General features: G+C 39.2%; 16 protein-coding genes. 9 read left to right on the top strand and 7 right to left on the bottom strand.

What is annotated here, in order from left to right:
* Nucleotides 1-96 precede the first annotated feature (96 nt).
* Complete coding sequence (locus tag J0M15_16310) at nucleotides 97-768, bottom strand: DNA-formamidopyrimidine glycosylase (GenBank protein ID MBN8538613.1); 672 nt, start codon at nucleotides 766-768, stop codon at nucleotides 97-99.
* Nucleotides 769-941: 173 nt separating this feature from the next.
* On the opposite strand from J0M15_16310, the gene J0M15_16315 reads away from it, so the two are divergent.
* From J0M15_16315 to J0M15_16330, 4 genes are all read left to right on the top strand, one after another.
* Nucleotides 942-1,268, top strand: a complete 327-nt coding sequence (locus tag J0M15_16315) for a hypothetical protein (protein MBN8538614.1) — start codon at nucleotides 942-944, stop codon at nucleotides 1,266-1,268.
* Between the two features lie 505 nt (nucleotides 1,269-1,773).
* Nucleotides 1,774-2,526, top strand: a complete 753-nt coding sequence (locus tag J0M15_16320; protein ID MBN8538615.1) for an outer membrane lipoprotein-sorting protein — start codon at nucleotides 1,774-1,776, stop codon at nucleotides 2,524-2,526.
* Nucleotides 2,523-3,839, top strand: coding sequence for a hypothetical protein (locus J0M15_16325; protein ID MBN8538616.1), 1,317 nt, complete (start codon nucleotides 2,523-2,525; stop codon nucleotides 3,837-3,839). The genes J0M15_16320 and J0M15_16325 overlap by 4 nt, the downstream gene beginning before the upstream one ends.
* Nucleotides 3,840-3,877: 38 nt before the next feature.
* Nucleotides 3,878-4,558, top strand: coding sequence for an ABC transporter ATP-binding protein (locus J0M15_16330; GenBank protein ID MBN8538617.1), 681 nt, complete (start codon nucleotides 3,878-3,880; stop codon nucleotides 4,556-4,558).
* Here J0M15_16330 and J0M15_16335 read toward each other — a convergent pair.
* From J0M15_16335 to J0M15_16345, 3 genes are read right to left on the bottom strand one after another with little or no spacing between them, the layout of a single operon-like run.
* On the bottom strand, nucleotides 4,551-5,846 hold the full coding sequence (locus tag J0M15_16335) for an ABC transporter permease (GenBank protein ID MBN8538618.1): 1,296 nt from the start codon (nucleotides 5,844-5,846) through the stop codon (nucleotides 4,551-4,553). The two genes, J0M15_16330 and J0M15_16335, sit on opposite strands and share 8 nt — an antisense overlap.
* Nucleotides 5,843-7,207: an FtsX-like permease family protein gene (locus J0M15_16340; GenBank protein MBN8538619.1), complete on the bottom strand. Its 1,365-nt coding sequence runs from the start codon at nucleotides 7,205-7,207 to the stop codon at nucleotides 5,843-5,845. Before J0M15_16340 ends, J0M15_16335 begins: the two co-directional genes overlap by 4 nt.
* Nucleotides 7,207-7,623 carry a hypothetical protein gene (locus J0M15_16345; protein ID MBN8538620.1) on the bottom strand — a complete coding sequence of 139 codons (417 nt, stop codon included), beginning with the start codon at nucleotides 7,621-7,623 and terminating at the stop codon, nucleotides 7,207-7,209. The genes J0M15_16340 and J0M15_16345 overlap by 1 nt, the downstream gene beginning before the upstream one ends.
* A 97-nt stretch (nucleotides 7,624-7,720) precedes the next feature.
* Here J0M15_16345 and J0M15_16350 point away from each other — a divergent pair, with 97 nt between their 5' ends.
* The 3 genes from J0M15_16350 (at nucleotide 7,721) to J0M15_16360 (ending at nucleotide 15,640) form a co-directional block, all read left to right on the top strand.
* Entirely contained in the window at nucleotides 7,721-8,449 is a 729-nt protein-coding gene (locus J0M15_16350; GenBank protein MBN8538621.1) for a thioesterase, read from the top strand.
* A 154-nt stretch (nucleotides 8,450-8,603) separates the two neighbouring features.
* On the top strand, nucleotides 8,604-9,506 hold the full coding sequence (locus J0M15_16355; protein MBN8538622.1) for a hypothetical protein: 903 nt from the start codon (nucleotides 8,604-8,606) through the stop codon (nucleotides 9,504-9,506).
* Between the two features lie 11 nt (nucleotides 9,507-9,517).
* Nucleotides 9,518-15,640: an aminotransferase class III-fold pyridoxal phosphate-dependent enzyme gene (locus J0M15_16360; protein MBN8538623.1), complete on the top strand. Its 6,123-nt coding sequence runs from the start codon at nucleotides 9,518-9,520 to the stop codon at nucleotides 15,638-15,640.
* On the opposite strand, the gene J0M15_16365 is transcribed toward J0M15_16360, so the two are convergent.
* Both J0M15_16365 and J0M15_16370 read right to left on the bottom strand, forming a co-directional pair.
* Complete coding sequence (locus J0M15_16365; GenBank protein ID MBN8538624.1) at nucleotides 15,637-16,674, bottom strand: hypothetical protein; 1,038 nt, start codon at nucleotides 16,672-16,674, stop codon at nucleotides 15,637-15,639. The genes J0M15_16360 and J0M15_16365 overlap by 4 nt on opposite strands.
* Nucleotides 16,664-18,271, bottom strand: a complete 1,608-nt coding sequence (locus J0M15_16370) for an AMP-binding protein (GenBank protein ID MBN8538625.1) — start codon at nucleotides 18,269-18,271, stop codon at nucleotides 16,664-16,666. Before J0M15_16370 ends, J0M15_16365 begins: the two co-directional genes overlap by 11 nt.
* Nucleotides 18,272-18,294: 23 nt before the next feature.
* Between J0M15_16370 and J0M15_16375 the strand changes: the two genes are divergently transcribed.
* Entirely contained in the window at nucleotides 18,295-18,849 is a 555-nt protein-coding gene (locus J0M15_16375; protein ID MBN8538626.1) for a 4'-phosphopantetheinyl transferase superfamily protein, read from the top strand.
* A 151-nt stretch (nucleotides 18,850-19,000) separates the two neighbouring features.
* A complete protein-coding gene (locus J0M15_16380; protein MBN8538627.1) occupies nucleotides 19,001-19,672 on the top strand; it encodes a zinc ribbon domain-containing protein in 672 nt (223 codons plus the stop codon).
* Between the two features lie 224 nt (nucleotides 19,673-19,896).
* On the opposite strand, the gene J0M15_16385 is transcribed toward J0M15_16380, so the two are convergent.
* Nucleotides 19,897-20,664, bottom strand: coding sequence for a hypothetical protein (locus J0M15_16385; GenBank protein ID MBN8538628.1), 768 nt, complete (start codon nucleotides 20,662-20,664; stop codon nucleotides 19,897-19,899).
* Nucleotides 20,665-20,818: the final 154 nt, after the last annotated feature.

A 20,818-nucleotide genomic window follows, 5' to 3' on the forward strand; every position in this document is an offset into this window, starting at 1 on the left:
TTTACTTGTGATGGCTTACTTTTTCGCATTAGGGAGTTCTCCTTTGTTATTAATGATTTATGTGTTTAAGTTAAATCATTATGGAGTGCTCCCTTTTTAATTTCTACCACTTTCGGGACGTTGCCCCGCTCTTTGCGGCCTTAGGTGGGCATGAAAAAGAGCCTCGCAAGCATAGATATTACCTATGCCAACCACATTATTCTGATTCATCAACCATGTTTTGATAGCGACGCTCGAGCTTCGCGTTTTTTGAAAAATAAGGTCACCTGAAAATTCTGAAGATAAGGGTTCAGGTCCAAGCTCTTTAAGTCTGGGATGGACAAGTTCTTCCGCTTTGGAAATGGGCAGTATCAGTCCAAATCTTCGAGGATCATTATAAATCAATTTAATATCATCAGAAAAGTGAATCAAAAGGTGATCGTGCTTTTGAGTCTTCTCTCGATTTTGATTGCTCCCTGATTTTGCAGGCTCAGCCAGCTGACCGCCTCGCCAAGAACCCGTCATCCCAAGATGACTGAGGAGAAGGGAATTCTGAAATTCAAAAACTAAATACTTGGCGCGCCTTCGAGTCGCAACTAATTTTTGCCCTTCAATATGTTTTAGATCCTTGCTTTGGATTGGTTCACGAAAGCTTCCACAACGGAGCTCGAAACGCTCAACCCGCACGCCCGGACGTAAAATCTGATTGAGACCGCGACAGACTGATTCAACTTCAGGAAGTTCTGGCATCCGGTGGTAATAAGGGAGAATTAGAGAACAATCAACCATTCTTTCCGGAGGGATCCTTTAATAAAACGTTTCTTATGCTCGTACCAAAATGAATCGCTGAATATTAACCTTCATCTCAAGCAACATGATTTAAAGCGCCATAATTTCAAGCTACATCATCTCAAGCACCTTTAACTCAAGTTTATCAACTATCTAACCGATAGAAATAGGTAATGGCGCGTGAGGGATTTGTTAAATATTCTTCGTTTTTATTTTCTTTTCTGATCCTGCTCCTTTCAGGTTGCATGGCTGGCTCCATTAAAATGGAGAGCTTAAAAAACGATAGCCCGAGCGCCAGTCCTGGGACTGGAACTCAATCTCAGATTAAGATCAGTCGACAAGACGGACAAGCTTTGTCTGCTGGGGGCGTGGCTCTGCCGGTGGGAACAGCTCTGAATCTAAAAGCTTTGCTCTTCAATGCCAGTGGCGAGCTCAAAAGTTTACCTGTGCGATTTTTTGAAAAAGTAGTAAAATCTATAGGCCACAAACCTACAGTCTGATAAACTTACCTTACGAAATTTTTAATGCGAGCAATTAACATAGCATACCCGAAGACAATACAGTAGACTAAAACCGTGGATCGTGAAAAATCGCCTGGGGTGTTCTCAATCCCAGCAGTCGAACAAGATCCGGGGTAAGGGAACCATGGGGGACCTGGGATAGTTTAAAAGTCCTACGGATACTAGAGAGTCGAACACCAGAAGTTTTCTAGCGAAACGCCACAAAAGCCGAGATGAGAACGGTACCATAAAACGGACATGAAAGTGGATCCTGTCACTGGCTAGCTCCCTGACCTGAATTAGTATCCGGATAATGAGATTTTTTGGCGCAGAAAAATTCACAGGAAAACGCTATTTTAGATCAATAAAATTTAAAGGAACACTAAACCCTATTTTGAGGAAAAAGATAGAGTTCAAGGGACGAAAAAAAGGACCAAGCACTATTTCGTAATCTAATTGATTGATATTACACTGATTTTTTCCTATCCTTTGCTTGGAGGCGATAATGTTTTTAAAAAAAATGTATGTGCTATTACTTATTTCGTTTTGCAGTATTTCCGCTTTATCTAAAAATTCGGCAGCCATTAAGCCAGATGTTTTATTAAAAATGTCTGACCGTGCTCGCGGGGGGCTCTCTGATGGGCTGACTTGGAATTTAAAGCTGACTTCACTTTCTAACGGTGAAAGTACCGATTTTGAATTTAAAATTAAAGTGAAAGATTCTTTTGTCCTAGCTAAGTGCACGGCACCTACTCGTTCCAAGGATGAGGTGTTTTTATTTCTAGATAAAAATTTGTGGATTCATAAGCCTGGATTAAAAAAACCGATGTCCTTGTCAACCCGTCAAAAATTGGTCGGTCAAGCGGCCAATGGCGATATCGCAACAACCAATTATTCTCGAGACTATACGGCAACAGTAGTTGGTGAAGAAACCGTCGCAAATATAAAAAGTTGGAAATTGAATCTAAAAGCGAAAACCAAAGACGTAACCTATGATCAAATTAACTACTGGATCTCACAAGACAAAATGTTGGGCATTCAGGCCGAATATTTGACATTGCAAAATGAAGTTTTTAAAACGGCAACATTCGAATATAAAAACAGCATTACGTCGGCTGGCAAAACAATTCCGTTCGTTAGCCAAATCACAATCGTGGATGCCAAAAATCAAAATTTAAAATCGATTCTGAACTATGCTCAGCCTGTTTCTGAAAAATTGGATGAATCTATGTTTAACGTTAATAAGTTAGGCAAGTGAAGCTCAGTGGACTACTTTTTTTCTTTTGGGTATGCGCCGTCTTTTCCGTAACTATAGCGGCACCCAAACGTGATTCTTCACGATCTAAAAAAATTTGGGACTGGGAACTGCGATTAAATACATTGGCATCTTTAAGCTACCAAAAATATCATGCTGACGAATTCAATTTTCTTAACCAAATTCTAAAAAAACCTGAAACGTCTCTACAATTAGAATTTCAGCCTACCTTCGATCTAAAGTTTAGACGCCTTCCGCTGAAGTGGTTGGTAAAACCGTTATTTAAAGCACGCTTCAGTACCTATTTGATTAGTTCTGAAAACAAATCCACCACAATCACAGATTATGGATTTTGGGAAAACTATTTAACCATCGAGCTGGCTCAACAATTAGAAGCTTCTGCCGGTATCATCAATTTGCAATGGGGTCCCTCCGAGTTGGTTAATCCCAGCCAATTTCTTTTGACCCAGCAGACTCTGACGACAGAGCCGTACCAGTTTTTTCAGGGCATTGAAATCGCTCAAATACTATGGACACCTTTACAGAACGTTACTTTAAACTTGGTTAAGGAACTTAAACCATTTGAGTGGGAACATACTGATGAATTAGCAGGCTACAGACCACGCAATTTCTTTGATCGAACACTGCTTCGAGGCGAATACTCCAGCGACAATGGTGCACTTACGGTAGGTCAGGTAATCGGTGCTAAAAATTCTGATCGCTGGCGATGGCAATATGGTGGCTATGCTCTATGGAATTATACTGATTGGACACAGCTCTACACCGATTATATGACTCAGGCGGGATCCGAGGTGGATTATTGGGATGGAACCCAGCTAGTTCGCCATTACGATGAAAGTAACTACGTATTTTTCCTTGGCGTCTTAGGACATCGACTGACCTTCGATAACGGAATGGAATGGAAAATAGAATGGATTTCGAATTCGTTTGGAAAATCTAAAAATGAACTAACAACCGAGCACACTACCCTTAAACAAAATCCCTTCCAGCCACTAGCACTTATGGCTTATTATCAAAGGTATTATATTTTTCCTGGGCAAAATTATGTGTACAACTCACTCAGATGGGATAATCCGATATTTTTGAGTTCTTTATTCTCTACATCGACACTGTTTCTGCGCGATTTGGTTTCTTTATCCGACAGTTCGCATTTTGTTAATTTTGAATTTCAATCCAGTTTATCCGATAACTGGAGTCACGCGTTTGCCCTTATTAAAACTTTGGGTGAACCTGAAGGCGAATTAAATGCACAGCTGAATATGTATGGCAGTTATGTTATCAAGCGTTCATTTTAATGCTTGAGCTTATGTGACGATTTTTACATACTTGATCTATGAGTGAAATTATCCGCCTTGAATCCGTTCAAAAAAAATACAAATTAGGCAATACAGAAATCCATGCCCTAAAGGGAATTAACTTCAAATTGCGAAAAGGCGATTTTCGAGCTGTCTTAGGCCCATCTGGTTCCGGAAAAAGTACACTCTTACAATTGGTCGCCACTTTGGATAAACCTGATGATGGTAAAATATTTTTTGTGGACCAGGACTTGAGTTTGCTATCTGAAGATCAAAAAAGCGATCTTCGAAACCGTAACATTACGATGATTTTTCAAAGCTTTAATTTGATTCCTTCATTAACCGTTCAAGAAAATGTGTATCTTCCGTTAAGTGTCCGAAATGATCTTACCGAATCAGAAAAAAACCAACGTGTGCAAAGTGCCCTTAACGATGTCGGGTTGTCCGATTTTCTAAAAAACCAACCTGACCAGTTATCTGGTGGGCAGCGCCAACGTGTGGCTATCGCTCGTGCGCTGGTTCCAGGGCCCGAACTGATACTTGCTGACGAGCCAACCGCTAATCTAGATACGAAAACGGCTCATCAGATTATTGATTTGCTTTTGGATTTAAATCAAAAGCGCCAGGTTACATTTTTGTTTGCCACTCATGATGAAAAGTTGATTTCCCGAGTTCGAGATTTAACCTGGATCGAAGACGGACAACTGCGCGCTAATTAGATTCTCTTAAAATATCTACAACTTTTAGTTTCATCACTCGATAGACGGGAAGCAAGCTGAACACCATGGATATGGCTGCCGTGATTGCTGCCGAAATGCCAACAACTGCGGGATTCATAGTCATCGCAAAAGCTATCGGTTGAGTTAACATCCCTAATGAATACGGCACCGAAAACTGGCTGATAATAGTGGCAATTACAATAGAAACAAAAAAGCCGATAAAAATACCGCTAAAAGAAAGAAGAAAGGATTCGATTAAAAACAGTTTCAAAATAAATGAATTTTTTAATCCGATGCTGCGTAAGATTCCGATTTCTTTTCGCCTTTCATGAATCAATCTGTAGAAGGTCGCCATCACTGATAGCATCCCGATACTTATAACAATAATTGAAAAGAAATTTCTAAACAAATTCAGAAAGCTGATGCTTTGTTGATAAAAATCACCAACATCAAACGTTTTCCATGAATCCAAAACAAGTTCTGGAAACTGAACTCTTACTTGCTGATCAAACTGTTTTCGAAGTTCTGCCAATTGGCTTTCATCTTTCAACTTAACCGAGTAATACGATATCTCTGTCGAGTCCAAAAGTTTTTGAGCCAACGAAAGCGAGGTTGTAACCAAACGATCATCGATCTCTTTAAACAAACCATCCTGAATTCCAATCACATTCACATCAAGAGCGTTAATCTGTCCCGATTGCGTGGTCGTGGCCAACTGCAATCTGTCGAAAGGGCACTTAAACTCTGTCGGGTTATGATGATAGCCACGCTTTTCTATAGGAACCGTGATTTTTTTACCCGGCACGCAACCCAGTTGATACGAAAACCCTTCGCCGATATTCACTTCGGACTCACTTGAGCCGCTTAGCAACGATTGGCCATAAAGCGCATTTCGCTTCCAATTTAAAGCTCTTAGTTGCTGACCTTTTTCAATATCATAGCCAACGCCCATGAAGAAAAACTGATTCTGTCCCGAATTAGCCGTGCCTGTGAAATAGAGTTGCCTAGAATACGCCTTAATTTTCTGAGTCTGATTTTGTAAAAAAAGTTCGACTTGATTTTGCTCGACAGAATTTATTGTTTTGTACCGCTGGTCTTTTCTTATCAGTACATCGCCGAACATATTACGTTCTACATACGTACTTTGAAATAATAGGGTAATATCGTAGATATAGGATTGAAAGAGGTTCAAAGAAATAAATCCACTTGCAATAGCTAAGATGGCTGCAAAACTTTTTTTGCGATAGCTAAAGATATTTTTAATTGCTAAAGACCAAATGACTTTCACGAATCAAGCCTCATTAAATCAGTTGATTGCTGCTGTAATATTCGACGAATCTGAAAGTAGCTGACGAGTTGAATAAGTAAAATCATGAAGGCAAATACAAAGAAAATATAGGCGGTGGATGGTTCTAATCGAAATTGTAAGGTCGACGAGTACCCCGGTAATTGAAAGCGAAAGTTCATAGAATTATTCCATTGTGCCGCCCATACCCCAATAAATCCAGAAATTACACATGCCGCTAAAGATATCAAAAAATATTCGACCTGAAAAATTTGGGTAATTATCGTGTTTCTAAAACCAATCGATTTGTATATGGAAATATCCTTTTTTCGTTCCAGAAATGCAATTTGCAACGAATTGAATACCGTCAAGATAACCACACCACATATAAGAACTAGAAAAAATAAAAACATAATTAAAACGAAGGTCATATTGCCTACATATAATGCGCTGACTCTGGCGTCTCTATAGGGAATCAAGTCGATATTATCTATATTCTTTTCTTTCAATGATTCCTTTAGCTCCGAGATCTTCTTTGAAAGATTAGTTGTATCTTCAAAATACAGTGCCCATTTGTATATATTGTCGGACTTTACTAGATTTTGTACTAACTCTAGAGGAGCAATATAAAACACTTCATCAATTAAACTAAAACCAGAATATTTTAAGCCAGAAACTGTAGTGTCGACCAGGCCAAATCCTCCATAGAAATCTTGAGAATACAGTTGTAGATCATTTGTATGCTTTAATTTTCCATTGGTTGCAGGGTCATCACAATTTAAAATACCTTCGGCTGTTTTACGAGAGTCCTCAGTTATGGAATCTAGGGGATCTTTATCTAAAAATCCCCATAATGTCGGAGACGTTGTGGCCGCCAGAACGTTGTTGGAGTTCCAATATCCTTGACCAGAATGCATACGAGCCAACTCGGGAATTTGTTTTTGCACTTCAGTATGGCTGTATATCCAGTTCATGTCATCGGACCTAATGCCTTGAACCCACACTGGAAAATTTTGACATCCGCTAGAGAGCATCGCTTGTGTTGCGACTACGGGAATCAAACGATTAATTTTTATGGATGGTGATTGCAACACTTCCAAAATGGCATTTTGTTCGGTCAAATCAAAAGAATACTTCGATGGATTCTGTTGGTAATTCAAATAAGCGTCTTTCTTTAACAGACTAACATGGCCCACATGGCGCAGAAAAATCGAGTTAGTTCCCAGATATCCTTCCATCCTTAAGACATAGCCGCCAAACAGAATAATTCCAGTCATGCCCGTGATTAAACCGATCATGGTTAGAATGTGACGATTCCAATGAAGAACTAGATTTCTAAGGGAAAGAAGAAATACAAATTTCACTAAGCTGTCAAAAGTAGAAAGTGACCGTAGGCCATAATGAACAATGAAACCATACCGCAACTCACAGGTATAACTTCGAAATATTTAAATGGCAGATAGAATGAAGCTAAAGTAAGAAATACAGGAACGCCCCACATACAAACAATCCAACAATAACTAGCAATCACTTTCAAATTATCTGCTACCGGAATCAGATCCAAATGCTGACCATAAACAACAGATATCAAAGGCAACATAAAAAAAGCGATATGAGCTAAGCGATTCAAACGCCGCGGCAAATCTGCATAGTCTTTGTGACCTTTTGGCGCTTTAAACGGTCCTGAAAAAGCCCACATGCCATGAATAGAACCCGTAATTATTCCCAAAACGATTGTTATCCACCCTAAGTGTATATTGAGCTGTCCATATTGAGTCATTGCGTTCTCCTTGATTTCTAAATTTTCATTTTTTTAAGTAGGAATGTAAAGCTAATTTTAAGTTTGGGAAATGAGCAGACTTAACTTAGTATGAGATATGTCATTTGGTCATTTGTTTACGAAGACAAATAAAGTAATCTCGGAACACAAGCTTTTCTTTTTCCATCATGCGGGTGGGAATGTCGCTCATTTTTTATCGTTGTTTAATTCTCTTGATATTTCAATTGAGTTTCACATTATTAATCTTCCGGGACGCGGCATGGAATCTAAAGGTAATTCCTATACCGATTTCAATACTCTTATGCAGGACATCCAGACGGCTTTGGTTTTCAAACCAAATGATAAAATTTATTTGTTAGGGCATAGTATGGGCTCACTGTTTGTTTATGCTCTGGTCAAATATATCGAAAAGGAATTGCCGGGTCAGTTAGTATCCTTTGGAATTTCAGGATTAAAAGCACCCGGATTGAGATTTCGCAAAAATAAAATTTCACATCTTCCCGAAAGTGAGTTTTTAAAATCTATTGAGTTGGTTCAAGCGATTCCAGAGGTCGTAAAGAAACAACCAGCCGTACTTTCTTCAATAGTTGAAACACTTAGAAATGATTTTAAAATTATTGAAAGTTTTCCTGCTAGTGATGACTACTTTTCAAATCGTTCTTTAGGTTATTTATTTGGCGGACATAAGGATACCTTAGTCAGCGAGGACGATTTGGCAGAATGGTTTGAAAAACTGAATTTTCATCAGGGACCCACGCTATTCCCTGGCGACCATTTTTTTATCTTTAATCATTTAAAAACTTTGATCCAAACTCTACGAAAATAGGCCTCTGTCTAATCTATATACAAACAATGAAATATTACAATTTTTATAACCTATTGATATTACATTATAGTTTTAAGTCTATTGTTTTTTTATTTTCGTTCAGGCCCTTTGCATGAGTTTTAATGAGACTAATTGCAAACGGCTGGAGGAATCAATGGCTTATAAACAAACTATCAAACAAATTAACAAATTCGTGGATTCACAAGATATCGATTCTCCACGAACGACAGGCCGTAAAGCTATTCAGGCGACAATTGATCCTGAAATTTGGAACAGAAATTTTGAATATAGCCTTTCGATCAAGAACATGATCGAAAAACATAAGTTATGTCGCCATCCCCTTATCGGCTTGCTAAGCACTGAAAAATTAAATGTAGAAGCGACTAAATTAATTCACTTCGAATTTTCGTATGCGTTCGCCGAAATTTTCACGGATTCAGTTATTCAAGCAATGATTACGTCATCCCAATTAGAAAAACGAATTGGTCCTATGGGAAAAGTATCTGCCCGATTTCTATTGGAATTAAATTTGATGGATGAACTGGGTTTCAAAGCCAAAGCCAAAGCCAATGCAAATAATAGCGAAGACTATTGCGGCAATCCTTTACTGGCTCACTATGCGCAATTTAACGAGACACTCGAAGAACTGGGTTCTAACCATGATGAGCTATTAAATTATAAGCCGTCGGCAGCGGCGGAGGATGCACGAAAAACATTTACTGAAAATTACGGTAATCATTTAATGATGACATCGGTGTTAGCGGTTGCAGAATCGGTATTTACCTTGTTTGCAGGCCCATGGGCAAAGAGCGTTGGACTTTCTACAAATGTCGATGTCAGCCGAGGCTACCACAAAATACACGTAGAAGATGACTTTGGCGAATTTCTAGATGACGAACATTCGGAAGATACTTGGTTCCTTTTCCGCCAAGCTATCCAGGAAAACGAATATGCTATGGTTAAAGAGCAAATTTCAACGTGGCTCGATGTTTGGTATGATTTTGCAGATCAAGTTATGCATATCGCAAACAAACATTCCAAAAAAAATAATTTTTAGAGGCGAATCTCATGATCAAAACGCTAAATCGCATAGAAATATGTGACTTGATTCTAGCAGAGATACGAGTTTGTATCCCGAAATTTGCTTCGGATGATATTTCTTTTGATAAAGGCTTTTTGGAAATGGGAATTGAGTCTCTGCAAGCTGTAAATATTGTAGATGGATTGGCTCAAAAATTAATTATTCCCCTGGATGTTACTGTCCTTTTTGATAAACCAAATTTGAACGCACTAACAGACTATATTCTGGAAACCTTAGTCGCTCGGGAAATGAAAGCCTCACAATCAAGTGGTCAAAATACTAAACTGTCTAAAACCATTTTCGAGGTGAAGGATTTAACGCCCACTCAAGAACCGTTGGCCATTATCGGTATGAGCGGACGTTTTCCCGGCGCCGATACTATCCAAGATTATTTTAGTCTTCTCAGCAATGGCGTGTGTGCGGTAAAAAAACAAAAGCACAATCGATGGTCCAGTAATCCTGATGATTCCATTAACTTCTTCGGAGCCATAAATGGCATTGAAATGTTTGCAGCCGATGTGTTTGGGATTTCAGATCTAGAAGCAAAGGCTATGGACCCGCAACAACGTTTACTACTAGAAGAAGTATGGAATGCACTTGAAGATGCGGGCGTATCACCCCTATCCGTTCGCGGCAGCGAGACCGGTGTTTATATCGGCATCAGTAGTCATGACTACTCTTACAAAATTGATTCTATTGCACAAAAAAATATTTTTTCAATAACCGGTAATTCGCAATCGATTGCAGCCAATAGAATTTCTTACTTCTTTGATTTGAAAGGCCCCAGCTTATCTATTGATACCGCCTGCTCATCGTCATTAGTGGCGCTGGACTCTGCCGTTAAGGCTTTGCAAAACAAAGAAATTAATATGGCCATTGTCGGTGGTGTAAATTTATTATTAAAATCTGATCTTAGCCAAGCATTTAAAGACGCCACAATGTTGGCACCCGATGGCTTATGCAAAACCTTTTCTGCGGATGCTAACGGCTATGTTCGGGGCGAAGGCGTTGGAATCGTAATATTAAAACGAAAATCTGATGCTTCTAATTCAAACTATCGTATCTATGCAGATGTGCTTTCAGTTGCTGTGAATCAAGATGGCAAATCCAGCTCGCTAACGGCGCCTAACGGATCCGCACAAGAGAAGGTTATTTTGCAAGCTTTACGACGAGCTCAACTGAACAGCAATGATATCGTTTTTCACGAAGCACATGGAACCGGAACTTCGGTTGGTGACCCGATCGAAGGACTGGCATTAGAGCGTGTTCATCAAGAAAGAGATATTTCTAAACCTCTCCTAATTTCTTCTGCAAAAACGAATATTGGTCATCTCGAGGCCGCAGCAGGTGTCGCAGGATTAATTAAAGTCGCTCTCAGTATCTATCATCGCACACTATTTCCTAGTCTGCATTTTAAGAAAATCAGTCCGTTACTGGAAAATAAAATTCTCCATCTAAAGATTATTACTAAGACAGAAAAATTGAGTTCAGATCAAAAAATGATCGGCAGTGTGAGTTCATTTGGTTTTGGCGGCACTAACTCGCATGCCATTCTTTCGGAAAGCTTTGCCAATTCTAATTCTTCATCCAGCCTAGAAAAATTTTCTAACCCATTGCCGAGTTATGCTTTTGGTGGATTTTCAAGTAACGACAAGACAGTCCTACTGGACAACCTAAAAGTACTTAGAGCGCATCTGGCAAATCAAAGCTGGGAAGGCGTTCATCAAATATTAAAAGCAACTCTGAACCAAAGAATGGATTTGCCGGAACAGACACTTTTTATGGGTACTTCAAAAGAAGATGTTCTGCGAACTATCGACGACTTATTAGCAGGCAATGTAAATTCTCAGTATCGATTGGCAACTAAACCAAAACCTAATCTTAAAGTCGCTCTTCTATTTACGGGACAGGGCAGTCAATTTACAGGAATGTTTGAAGAACTCTATAGAAATCAAAATGAGTTTAAAAAGCTTGTAGATTCTATTTTGCTGCGAGCACAAAAATACTTTCCGCTAAATTTGATTCAAGTTTGGTTAGATACGAACTTAAAAAATGAACTAAAACAAACCAACTATTCACAAATTATTCTGTTTGCATGTGAATATGCCTTAGCTGAGATTCTGACTGTGTCCTATCAACTTAAAGTCGACTATGTGTTTGGCCACAGTTTAGGCGAAATCATCGCGGCTGCGAATTCTGGTTCGATGAAGCTAGATACTGCGATCGAGCTAGTTTGCCGACGCGGTTGGTTTATGCGTAACACCCCGAAGGGTTCAATGCTTGCTATTTTTAGTTCTTTGGAAAAAACTCTTAAAATTCTTAAAGACTCAAATCTTTCATTAGATCTTGCTGCCAACAATGGACCAGAATTACAAATTATCTCTGGCCAAACAGAGAGCATTGAAGCGATTCAATCGATTTTGACTGCTGCCGGTATTCGCAATCAGCTTCTTGAGGTCGATCAAGCCTTTCATTCTTCGTTAATGGATCAAATTATTGAACCCTTTGGTGAGTCGTTGCAGTCTATGACATTTGGCGACCCACAAACGACTCTAATTTCATCACTAACCGGGGCTCCGCTAGCAAATCAATCCGGATATAGCATTGAGTATTGGCAACAACAGCTTCGCCAACCCACTCAATTTGAAAAATCAATGCGCTATTTAGAATCAAAAGACTGTCAGATTTATATAGAAATTGGGCCAAGGCCCATTTTGACCGGCATGGCTCAAAAATTTATGAGTGGAAAAAATTCTCAGTGGTTAACGCTGAATGATTTGAATTCGTTTGCAATGGGCATTCTGAAACTTTCCCAATTGAAACTATTTAATCGCGATCCACTGATCACATCGACAAGCATTCAGTTACCACAAACTATCATGAAGAAAAATGCCTATTTTATTTCTGGAGAAACTATGATTAAAAAGCAAACTTCTACTGTCGATGGAACTTTGATTAAATTAGTCGAAATTATTGCCACCACCATGAGAGTCAATCCTGACGATGTGAACGTTGATGAGTCTCTGATTGATTTGGGTGCAGATTCATTGGTATTGCTAAATGCAGTACAAATTATCAAAGATACCTACAATGTTACCATTCCAATTTCTGAGGTATTCAAAGACTTAAATACCTTACGTAAAATCGCCCATTTCATCGTTGATCAGACACCCGCAGATACGACAAGTTCTGCGCAGACTCAAGCGTCTGGCACCGCAGTGCCTTTAGCGCCTCTGAGTAAGTCTCTGAACTCAGCTCCTCTAGTATTGAATGGGGATTTAGTTTCGCTATTAAATAATCAACTATCCCTAATGCAGAATCAAATTCAGTTGATTCGAAATCAATCTCAATCCATCAATACTTCAACAGCTTCAGTTCCTCCAACAAAATCGGTAGAAGCAAAAACTGAAATCGATAGTCTTGGGAATGAACAAAGGGGAGTCCTAGGAAATTTTAAATCGTTCGTTAATAAAGAAAAAACGGACGATGACCAGCTAGCAAAAAAGGTGTTCTTGCAAAAGACAATTACGTCCGTAACCCAGATGACTCAAAAAACTAAAAAACATGTGCAAACCTATAGAAAGCAACTTGCTGACAATCGCGTTAGTGCGAGATTTCGTCCTAATACCAAAGAAATGATTTACCCCATTCATTGTTACAAGGCTAAAGGAAGTCAGTTTATCGATATTGATGGCAATACGTTTACTGATTTTACAATGGGTTTTGGCGTAAATCTATTTGGCCACTCTCCCGATTTTTTAGATCAAGCAATGAAAGAGCAATTTGAACTTGGTGTCTGCGTAGGACCACAGTCTCATCTAGCCGGCTTAGTTGCAGAATTATTTTGTGAACTAACTGGTCTTGAGCGGGTTGCATTTGTGAACTCAGGTACCGAGGCAGTAATGACGGCTATTCGACTCGCACGCGCGGCAACAGGCAAAAGTAAGATTGCTATTTTTGACGGTTCCTATCACGGGCACTTTGATGGTGTACTAGCAAAAGGAACTAAAAATATCACGTCCATGCCTGTAGCGGCTGGAATTACTCAAAATATGGTAAATGATATTGTCGTGTTAGAGTACGGAAACCCTAAATCATTGCAAGTTATCCTCGAACGCGCACACGAACTGGCGGCGGTCCTTGTAGAACCAGTTCAGAGCCGATTTCCTGAATTGCAACCTATCGAGTTTTTAAAAGAAATTCGAACAATCACGGAAGCTAACAGTATTGCCTTTATCTGGGATGAAGTTATCACCGGCTTCAGAATCGCTCCCGGTGGCGCTCAAGAGCATTTTGGCATCAAGGCTGATCTAGCTGCCTATGGAAAAATTCTTGGCGGTGGAATGCCTATTGGTGCTATCGGTGGATCCAGTAAATATTTAGATTTTATTGATGGTGGTCATTGGGAATTTGGCAACGATAGTTACCCCCAGAACGAAATGACATTCTTTGCCGGTACTTTTAGCAAACACCCATTAGCCATGGCCACAGCCTATGCAACACTAATGAAGTTGAAAATTGAGGGTAAGACCATTATTCAAGACCTGAACAAGAAGTCTAATGACCTAGTGAAGGCATTGAATATTGTATTTGAAACACGTGGCCTAGATATCAAAGTCTATAATTTTGGAACTCTATTTAGATTTAAAGGAAGTTTGAATTTAGACTTATTATTTGCGAAGCTGCTCGAAAAAGGATTTTACATCTGGGAAGGCCGAAATTGCTTTCTGTCGACTGCTCATACGGATCAAGATTTAAAAATGTTTGTCGAAGCAGTCAAACAGAGCTGTATCGAAATTCAGGCTGCTCAGTTTTATCCCGTAGTCACTCAAACCACAAACAGTACTGAGGCTCAGGCCTCTAAAAGTGAAATCCAAATTACTCCATTTCAAAAACGATTTTTGGATTTGGAAAAGCAAGGAGGCGCTACTGCAAACAATATTTGCGTCAGCGCTAAAGTAAAAGGATTTCTGGATGTCTCAAAGCTGCAGCAAGCTATTGAGTATATTACTGAACGTCGCGATATATTTAATTGGAGTTATTCTTCGGAATCAGGAAAGCAATTCTTTCAGTCTTCCACTAAGCCGGTCGATTTTGAATTTATTAACTTGCGATCGATAGATCGTCCTTGGAAGATTTTAGATAAGCAGCTCAACGAGTTGTCGAAAACAAAGTTCGATTTGGAAAAACAGTCTCCGATGTTAGTCAAAGTTTTCGATGTGGTCGAAGAAACGCATTTAATGGCGATTGTCGTTCATCATATGGCCTTTGATGGCTGGTCGATGACATTGTTTTTTGAAGATTTGGCTACGGTCTACAATTCATTATTAAAAAATACTGAACCACATTTGAGACCGGCTTTTAGTTTTCAAGAATTATTGCAAATTAAACAAGTGATTCCAAAAATATCAGAGGACATATTACTCCATAAATATCTCGGAAAAGAACCCAATTTGTTATTTGCGGCTAGCCAACAGCAGCCTGATTTTTCAGGTGAACGTATCGTATTTGATATTGAGCTTAAAGTTTTTGAAGCTCTGAAGCGTTGGTGTAAACAAAATAAAGTAACCCCTTTTATGCTGTTATTTGCAGGGTTTGCTAAAGTTCTTATGGAAGAATTTGAAAAGAATTTTTTAACTCTGGCTATCCCAGCTGCTAATCGCGATATCAAAGGAACGGAAGTTATGTATGGAAATTGCGCTAACTTGGTACCGGTCACGCTTGATAACAGCGACGAATCGATTCTAAAGTTTGTATCGCAAGTGAAAAATAGAATGATTGAAGGATACCAAACTATGTCTTGGCCTTACGAGCTATTAAAAGACAAGACCGGGCCGCTTTTTGATGTATATTTTAATTTAGAACCCACTTCTGATCTGCCTGCGTTTGAAGATGCATCACTTCTGATACATCCTTTTGTAATTAGTTCATCGGAATTTCCGCTAATGTTAAACGTTACAGATTTTGAACATTACTATCACTGTGAAATTGATTTCCAAAAGAGCCAAATTACCGACGATCGAGTGTTGAAAATTGTCGACTCACTGAGAAGGAAACTTCGCGAGGAATTAGTAACGAAGGTTCAAAGCGATAAAGTAAATCAAAGCTAAAAGTTTGTTTGACAATGTAGGAAATGATTGTCAAAGACGCTTCCTATTAAAATTTCATCTTTAGATGCTCGCAGGGCCACACTGCTGGCCGCGATTTCCGAGCCATCATCTTGGTAGACTATTTTTAAGTTAGTTAAGTCCCTGGATATTTGCATTACCGCGGATGGAGATTTGAATTCGCGATGGTCACGCATTTTTTTCAGATCCAATAGCTTGGGATGCCCGGCCCCATATAAAAACTCTCCATCGAAAGTTAAATTGTCAATGCCATGGGGACTTTCAACTGTCGATAAAAGCTTAAGCTTATCGGAAACCCATTGAAATGAATGAACCTTATGCCCTAACATCTCGGTTACATATACAATTGAAGCAGAACTATCATAAACTATTCCATTTGCAAAAAATAATTGAGAGGCTTTCTCCCGATACTCCCCTGCCTTATAATGCCAAACGGAACCTGTGGCCTGGCGAGTGTATTGCTGAATGCGTATTTTTTGTGGATCTTTTGTATTGAAATCCCGCGTATATAAGAATTCATCTTCGCCCAATAAAGCGATATCGTTGCCTGCCAACAAATTAATGTTTGAAAAACTTTTGATCCACTTTAGCTGCCGTGTATCGGGGTAAAAATGGAAATACTCAATTCGTGTTTCCGTCGAAGAACTTTGATTAACAACAGCTATTAAAAAATACGTACCGATTTTAAGTACTGACAATCCATGAGGAAAGAATTCAACGAGTGCACCCTCTGTTTTGATGTCTAAAATCTTATTTTCTAACAAGTCATAGAAAAATAGTGCACCAGCGACTCTGTTTTTTTCCCGCCTAGAGTCCGCACTAATAAGAATATACGGCGTCCCCTCTAGTACCGCCATGTCTTCTGGCCCTGGTAACGATTCCACGGCATGACAGGATTTAAGGTGGATAGACTGGAGAGTCTTAAAGGCACCAGCATCCCAAAGTAACTGGAGTGCGTAGGCACCGATAACAAGCACTATAATACTGATAGGTATAGCAATTGTCTTAGCATTCACTGTCGATCTCTCTTTGCACTAGAAACCGTTTTACCTTCAATGTGGTGGTCATTGGGAGGGGTGTCGAACGAAATAGAAATTCCTGGGGTCGTTTAAATGCAGCAAGACTTTGAGAAGACTGTACTAATGATTGTATATAGGAAGCCTTGTCGGCTAGCAATAATCCTTCATTAAGCTCCACAACGAGATATAGTTTCTTAATCTTATTTTTAGCACCGCCATAAATAAAGCAGCAGTTTTTTAAAAAAGGTAGCTGTGAAAAATGACCCTCAATCTCTTCTGGTTGAATTTTTTTACCCGAAGGCAGGACAATCATATTTTTAGATCTACCGTCTACAAATAGGTATCCGTCTTTATCTAGGTATCCTAAATCACCGGTCTTAAACCATCTATCCGTTGTAAATGACTGTTGAGTCAGTTCATTTTTGCCGTAATACTCCAAAAATATATTAGGTCCCTTAACCAGAATTTCTCCGCTAACTGAGTCTAGTTTCACAGTGACGCCATCAATGACTTTTCCAACGGAGCCTCTTCGGCGAAACTGCAAGTTATTGGTTGAAATCACTGGACCCGTTTCACTGAGGCCATAACCATTGCACACAGGAATTTTAATGGCTTCAAAAAAATCAAAAACACTTTTGCTTAAAGGCGCGCCCCCCGAAATTGAAAATTCAATGGACGAGCCGATTTGTTTTCGAATTTCACCAAAGAACTTATTAGCAATTCGTTCGCTTCTTAAATATTTGTTTAGCCACAACATGCTGAAGGCAATCATTCGAATTAAAAATGGTTTAGCTTTAATTCCGTCGATCACGCGATTTCTAATAAGCCATAGAAATTGCGGTACAACATACAAGTAATCAGGTTTTTTCTCTTGAATCAGTTGCCTAATATGAGTCGGAGCAAGCGACTGAGTAAGTAGTATCTCTTGATCGCACCACAAGCTCATAAAAAATCCGATTAATCCGTAGATATGGTTTAAAGGTAAAATCGACATAGTTTTACGATTCGAATAATCTCTTTTAAATGAGTTCTTAAGGCTTTGAACTTCGAAAAAAATAACGGAAATATCCAGGACAACACCTTTTGGACTTCCGGATGTTCCAGATGTATAAACTAAAATTTTTTGACTATCCTGTTTGCCGATCGCGCGTGTGCTATTGGTCATATTGAGCGGGATATTTTTTAAATCTTGAATATTAATAAGTTTCGTCTTTACTAGATCAAAGTAATCAACAGACTTCCACTTCTTAGTGTCTAAAAATAAAAAATGAGGTTTAAAGTCGGCCAGGATCTGATCGATCTCGTGAAGAGTCAGCTTATAATCCAGCAAGCAAACTTGTGCACCTCTCAATAGGCACGCGCAAAATAAAATTAATAACTCTAGTGAGTTTTCTGATAAAATGGCAACTTTATGATTTTGCAATTGGCTGAGATCCAATCGCGATGCCGTTTCTTCTACTGATTTTAAAAACTGAGAACCTGTTATAGAATTAAAAGTAGTGCTCTGGTCGGGTTCGTTTAACTCCAGCAGGGTAACAAAATTTTTGTTTCCGATACTGTGGCAGCTTTGTGATAAAAACTCGTTGAAGTCCATGATGCTTAATTTACACTAAATATATGATTTCGGTATACACAAAAATATTTGAAACCCCCCAAAGATTTAAACCAAAGCAATCGTTGCCCATAGTTCTAGATTTTTTGAGCGCTTTTTTAAAGCGAACGGTTGTTTCCAGTGAGATTTCCTACTCATCTAAAGGTAAACCTAGCCTGATGGATAGTTCGCTTAGCTTTAGCGTTTCTCATTCTGGCCAATTCCTGGCTGTGGCATGCTCGCAAGAGGTAAGAGTAGGTTTGGATATTCAAATTCAGATGAAAGTTAACGATAGCGTCATACAATCAACATTGACGAGAAATGAGATGTCTCAGTCACAATGGCTTCAACATGAAGTCCATTTTTTGGATGTTTGGTGCATCAAGGAAGCAGCACTTAAATGGATTGGAAATGGATTGAACATGCCTTTAACTGATCTTGAAATTTCATTTAAACCACAAATTGTTGAGGCTGGGGAATATGGTGTCTTACGGTACACAAAGTTGGATCTTTTTTCAGGAGTCACATCCTACCTTGTTTTCAATCAGGCAGTCAAATCAAGTGATATCGTTGTAAAATGATCTTGAAACTAAAACCTCATAGATAATGTCAGTTTTCAATAAACAGAATTTTTTATAGACCTACTCTACGCTTAAATAAGGCACTTTTAAAAACGTTCAACGAATATTAGAAGATAGTAAAAGTAAAGAACGCTTGAGATTAGAAACGTCCGTGAAAAAAGTTTTTCTTGCCTCGCAAATTTTAATTTGCGGCGAATGCGGCAGAAAACTTGTCGGATCTTCAGCTCACGGTAAAAACAAAGTTCATAGATACTACGTCCACGCTAGTAAGATGGGCGATACCATTAAGTGTTCTAAAATAAGATATTCGGCTGATGAAATCGAAACGGGTCTTGTGGATCGACTGACTGAGATTTTGCTTCGGGCTGGACATTTTGAAAATGTTTCAGAAAATATTAGAAAGCAAGTTTCAACCGCTCCTGAAGAGATCAAACGTCAGATTGAAGCTATCCAGGCCGACATACAAAAAACGACTATCACCATACGCCGAACCTTTAAGATTCAAGCTGAAATGGATGCCGATTCCGAAGGCATTAAACTTGTAGCTCAGGAACTTCAGGAATTAGGACGAATGCAAAGCTCGCTTGAGGCTCGGCTTCAAGATCATAAGTCGCAGGAGTCTTATAAAGATGACGTCGACAATTCTATTGTTGATCTTAAAACGCGAATTGAGCAGTTTACTCGCGGCTGGAAGAAAGCCAGCGTAATGATGCGTAAGAGTCTATTTAAAGACCTATTATTCGCCGTGGTTATAGTTCCTAAGGGACTACAAATTGAGTATCGATTGAAAGAAGGATTGAATTCTGAAATCCTAACTCCCTAAGCCATTGCGTCACTAAAAAATGAAAATAACGTCATTGAACTAGAAGAGAGAAGACGTGCAAAGACCTCAGCTACGGTCGCTGATTCGGAGTCGGCTGACTCTGGTCTTCCTTTTGATAATTTGGGTATCGAAAAGTTGCAGGTTCTTGGAATACCGAGTAGCCGTGGAGTCTGGCGTAGCCAGACCCACAGCCCTCACCGAACGTAGCGTACGGATTTCCCGTACTACGCTCTCAAAGAGTACTGAACATTTAATGTTCGCGCAAGATGATTGGCTTCAATCTTTGGGACTTCCAGTGCATTTGTTAATTTCTTTTTCCATTTGTAGAGTGTTCGCCACGGCACGCCTTTTCTTTGACGTCTAAATTTGCGGCCTAGATACCATAGATATATTTTCTTGGCTTGCATGCGCTCACGATAAAATATTCTGTTGGAGTTTCCGTACCGAAAATATTCACTCCACCCTCGCCAGGTTTCTTCCAATCGATCATAGGCTTCTTGCAGACTCAACCCTATATGCAGTCGCTCACGCAAGGATTCCCGTAATGATTTTCTTGATTCTTCACTGGGTTGTCGTGCTATCCAAAATCGTTCTGGATTATCCTTGTAGCTTCTTAAATGGAATTTAAATCCTAGAAATTTAAATTTTGATTGATGGCTACGGCTCCAATTGCTCATATCAATCCATCGAGTTTTTGATTCTTTTAACTTCAATCCCCCAGCACTTAACCATCCGCGAACTAAATTTTCTACAAAATTTAAATCGGATTTACTTTGCACCATAATTACAAAATCATCGGCATAACGTACAAGTTTTATTTTGTTCATCTTCGCAAACTGTTTTGTAAATGGTTCGTCGAGTAATTCATGTAGGTAAATATTAGCTAGTAGTGGGGACAGGGGACCACCTTGTGGTACACCTAGTTCCTGCTTCTGCCATGGTTTTCCTATTTCTTGAACTCCCGCTTGGAAATATTTTTGTATGAGATTCAATACCCGCGGATCTGCTATTTCGCTCTTGGCAACGTCCCGAAAGTGGTAGAAATTAAAAAGGGAGCACTCCATAATGATTTAACTTAAACACATAAATCATTAATAACAAAGGAGAACTCCCTAATGCGAAAAAGTAAGCCATCACAAGTAAAAT

It is taken from the genome of Deltaproteobacteria bacterium, assembly GCA_017302835.1.
Lineage (GTDB): Bacteria > Bdellovibrionota > Bdellovibrionia > Bdellovibrionales > Bdellovibrionaceae > UBA2316.

Coding starts and splice junctions, on each gene's coding strand:
- J0M15_16310 (MBN8538613.1), bottom strand. CDS start 768: ATGGTTGATTGTTCTCTAATTCTCCCTTATTACCACCGGATGCCAGAA.
- J0M15_16315 (MBN8538614.1), top strand. CDS start 942: ATGGCGCGTGAGGGATTTGTTAAATATTCTTCGTTTTTATTTTCTTTT.
- J0M15_16320 (MBN8538615.1), top strand. CDS start 1,774: ATGTTTTTAAAAAAAATGTATGTGCTATTACTTATTTCGTTTTGCAGT.
- J0M15_16330 (MBN8538617.1), top strand. CDS start 3,878: ATGAGTGAAATTATCCGCCTTGAATCCGTTCAAAAAAAATACAAATTA.
- J0M15_16345 (MBN8538620.1), bottom strand. CDS start 7,623: ATGACTCAATATGGACAGCTCAATATACACTTAGGGTGGATAACAATC.
- J0M15_16350 (MBN8538621.1), top strand. CDS start 7,721: ATGTCATTTGGTCATTTGTTTACGAAGACAAATAAAGTAATCTCGGAA.
- J0M15_16355 (MBN8538622.1), top strand. CDS start 8,604: ATGGCTTATAAACAAACTATCAAACAAATTAACAAATTCGTGGATTCA.
- J0M15_16360 (MBN8538623.1), top strand. CDS start 9,518: ATGATCAAAACGCTAAATCGCATAGAAATATGTGACTTGATTCTAGCA.
- J0M15_16370 (MBN8538625.1), bottom strand. CDS start 18,271: ATGGACTTCAACGAGTTTTTATCACAAAGCTGCCACAGTATCGGAAAC.
- J0M15_16375 (MBN8538626.1), top strand. CDS start 18,295: ATGATTTCGGTATACACAAAAATATTTGAAACCCCCCAAAGATTTAAA.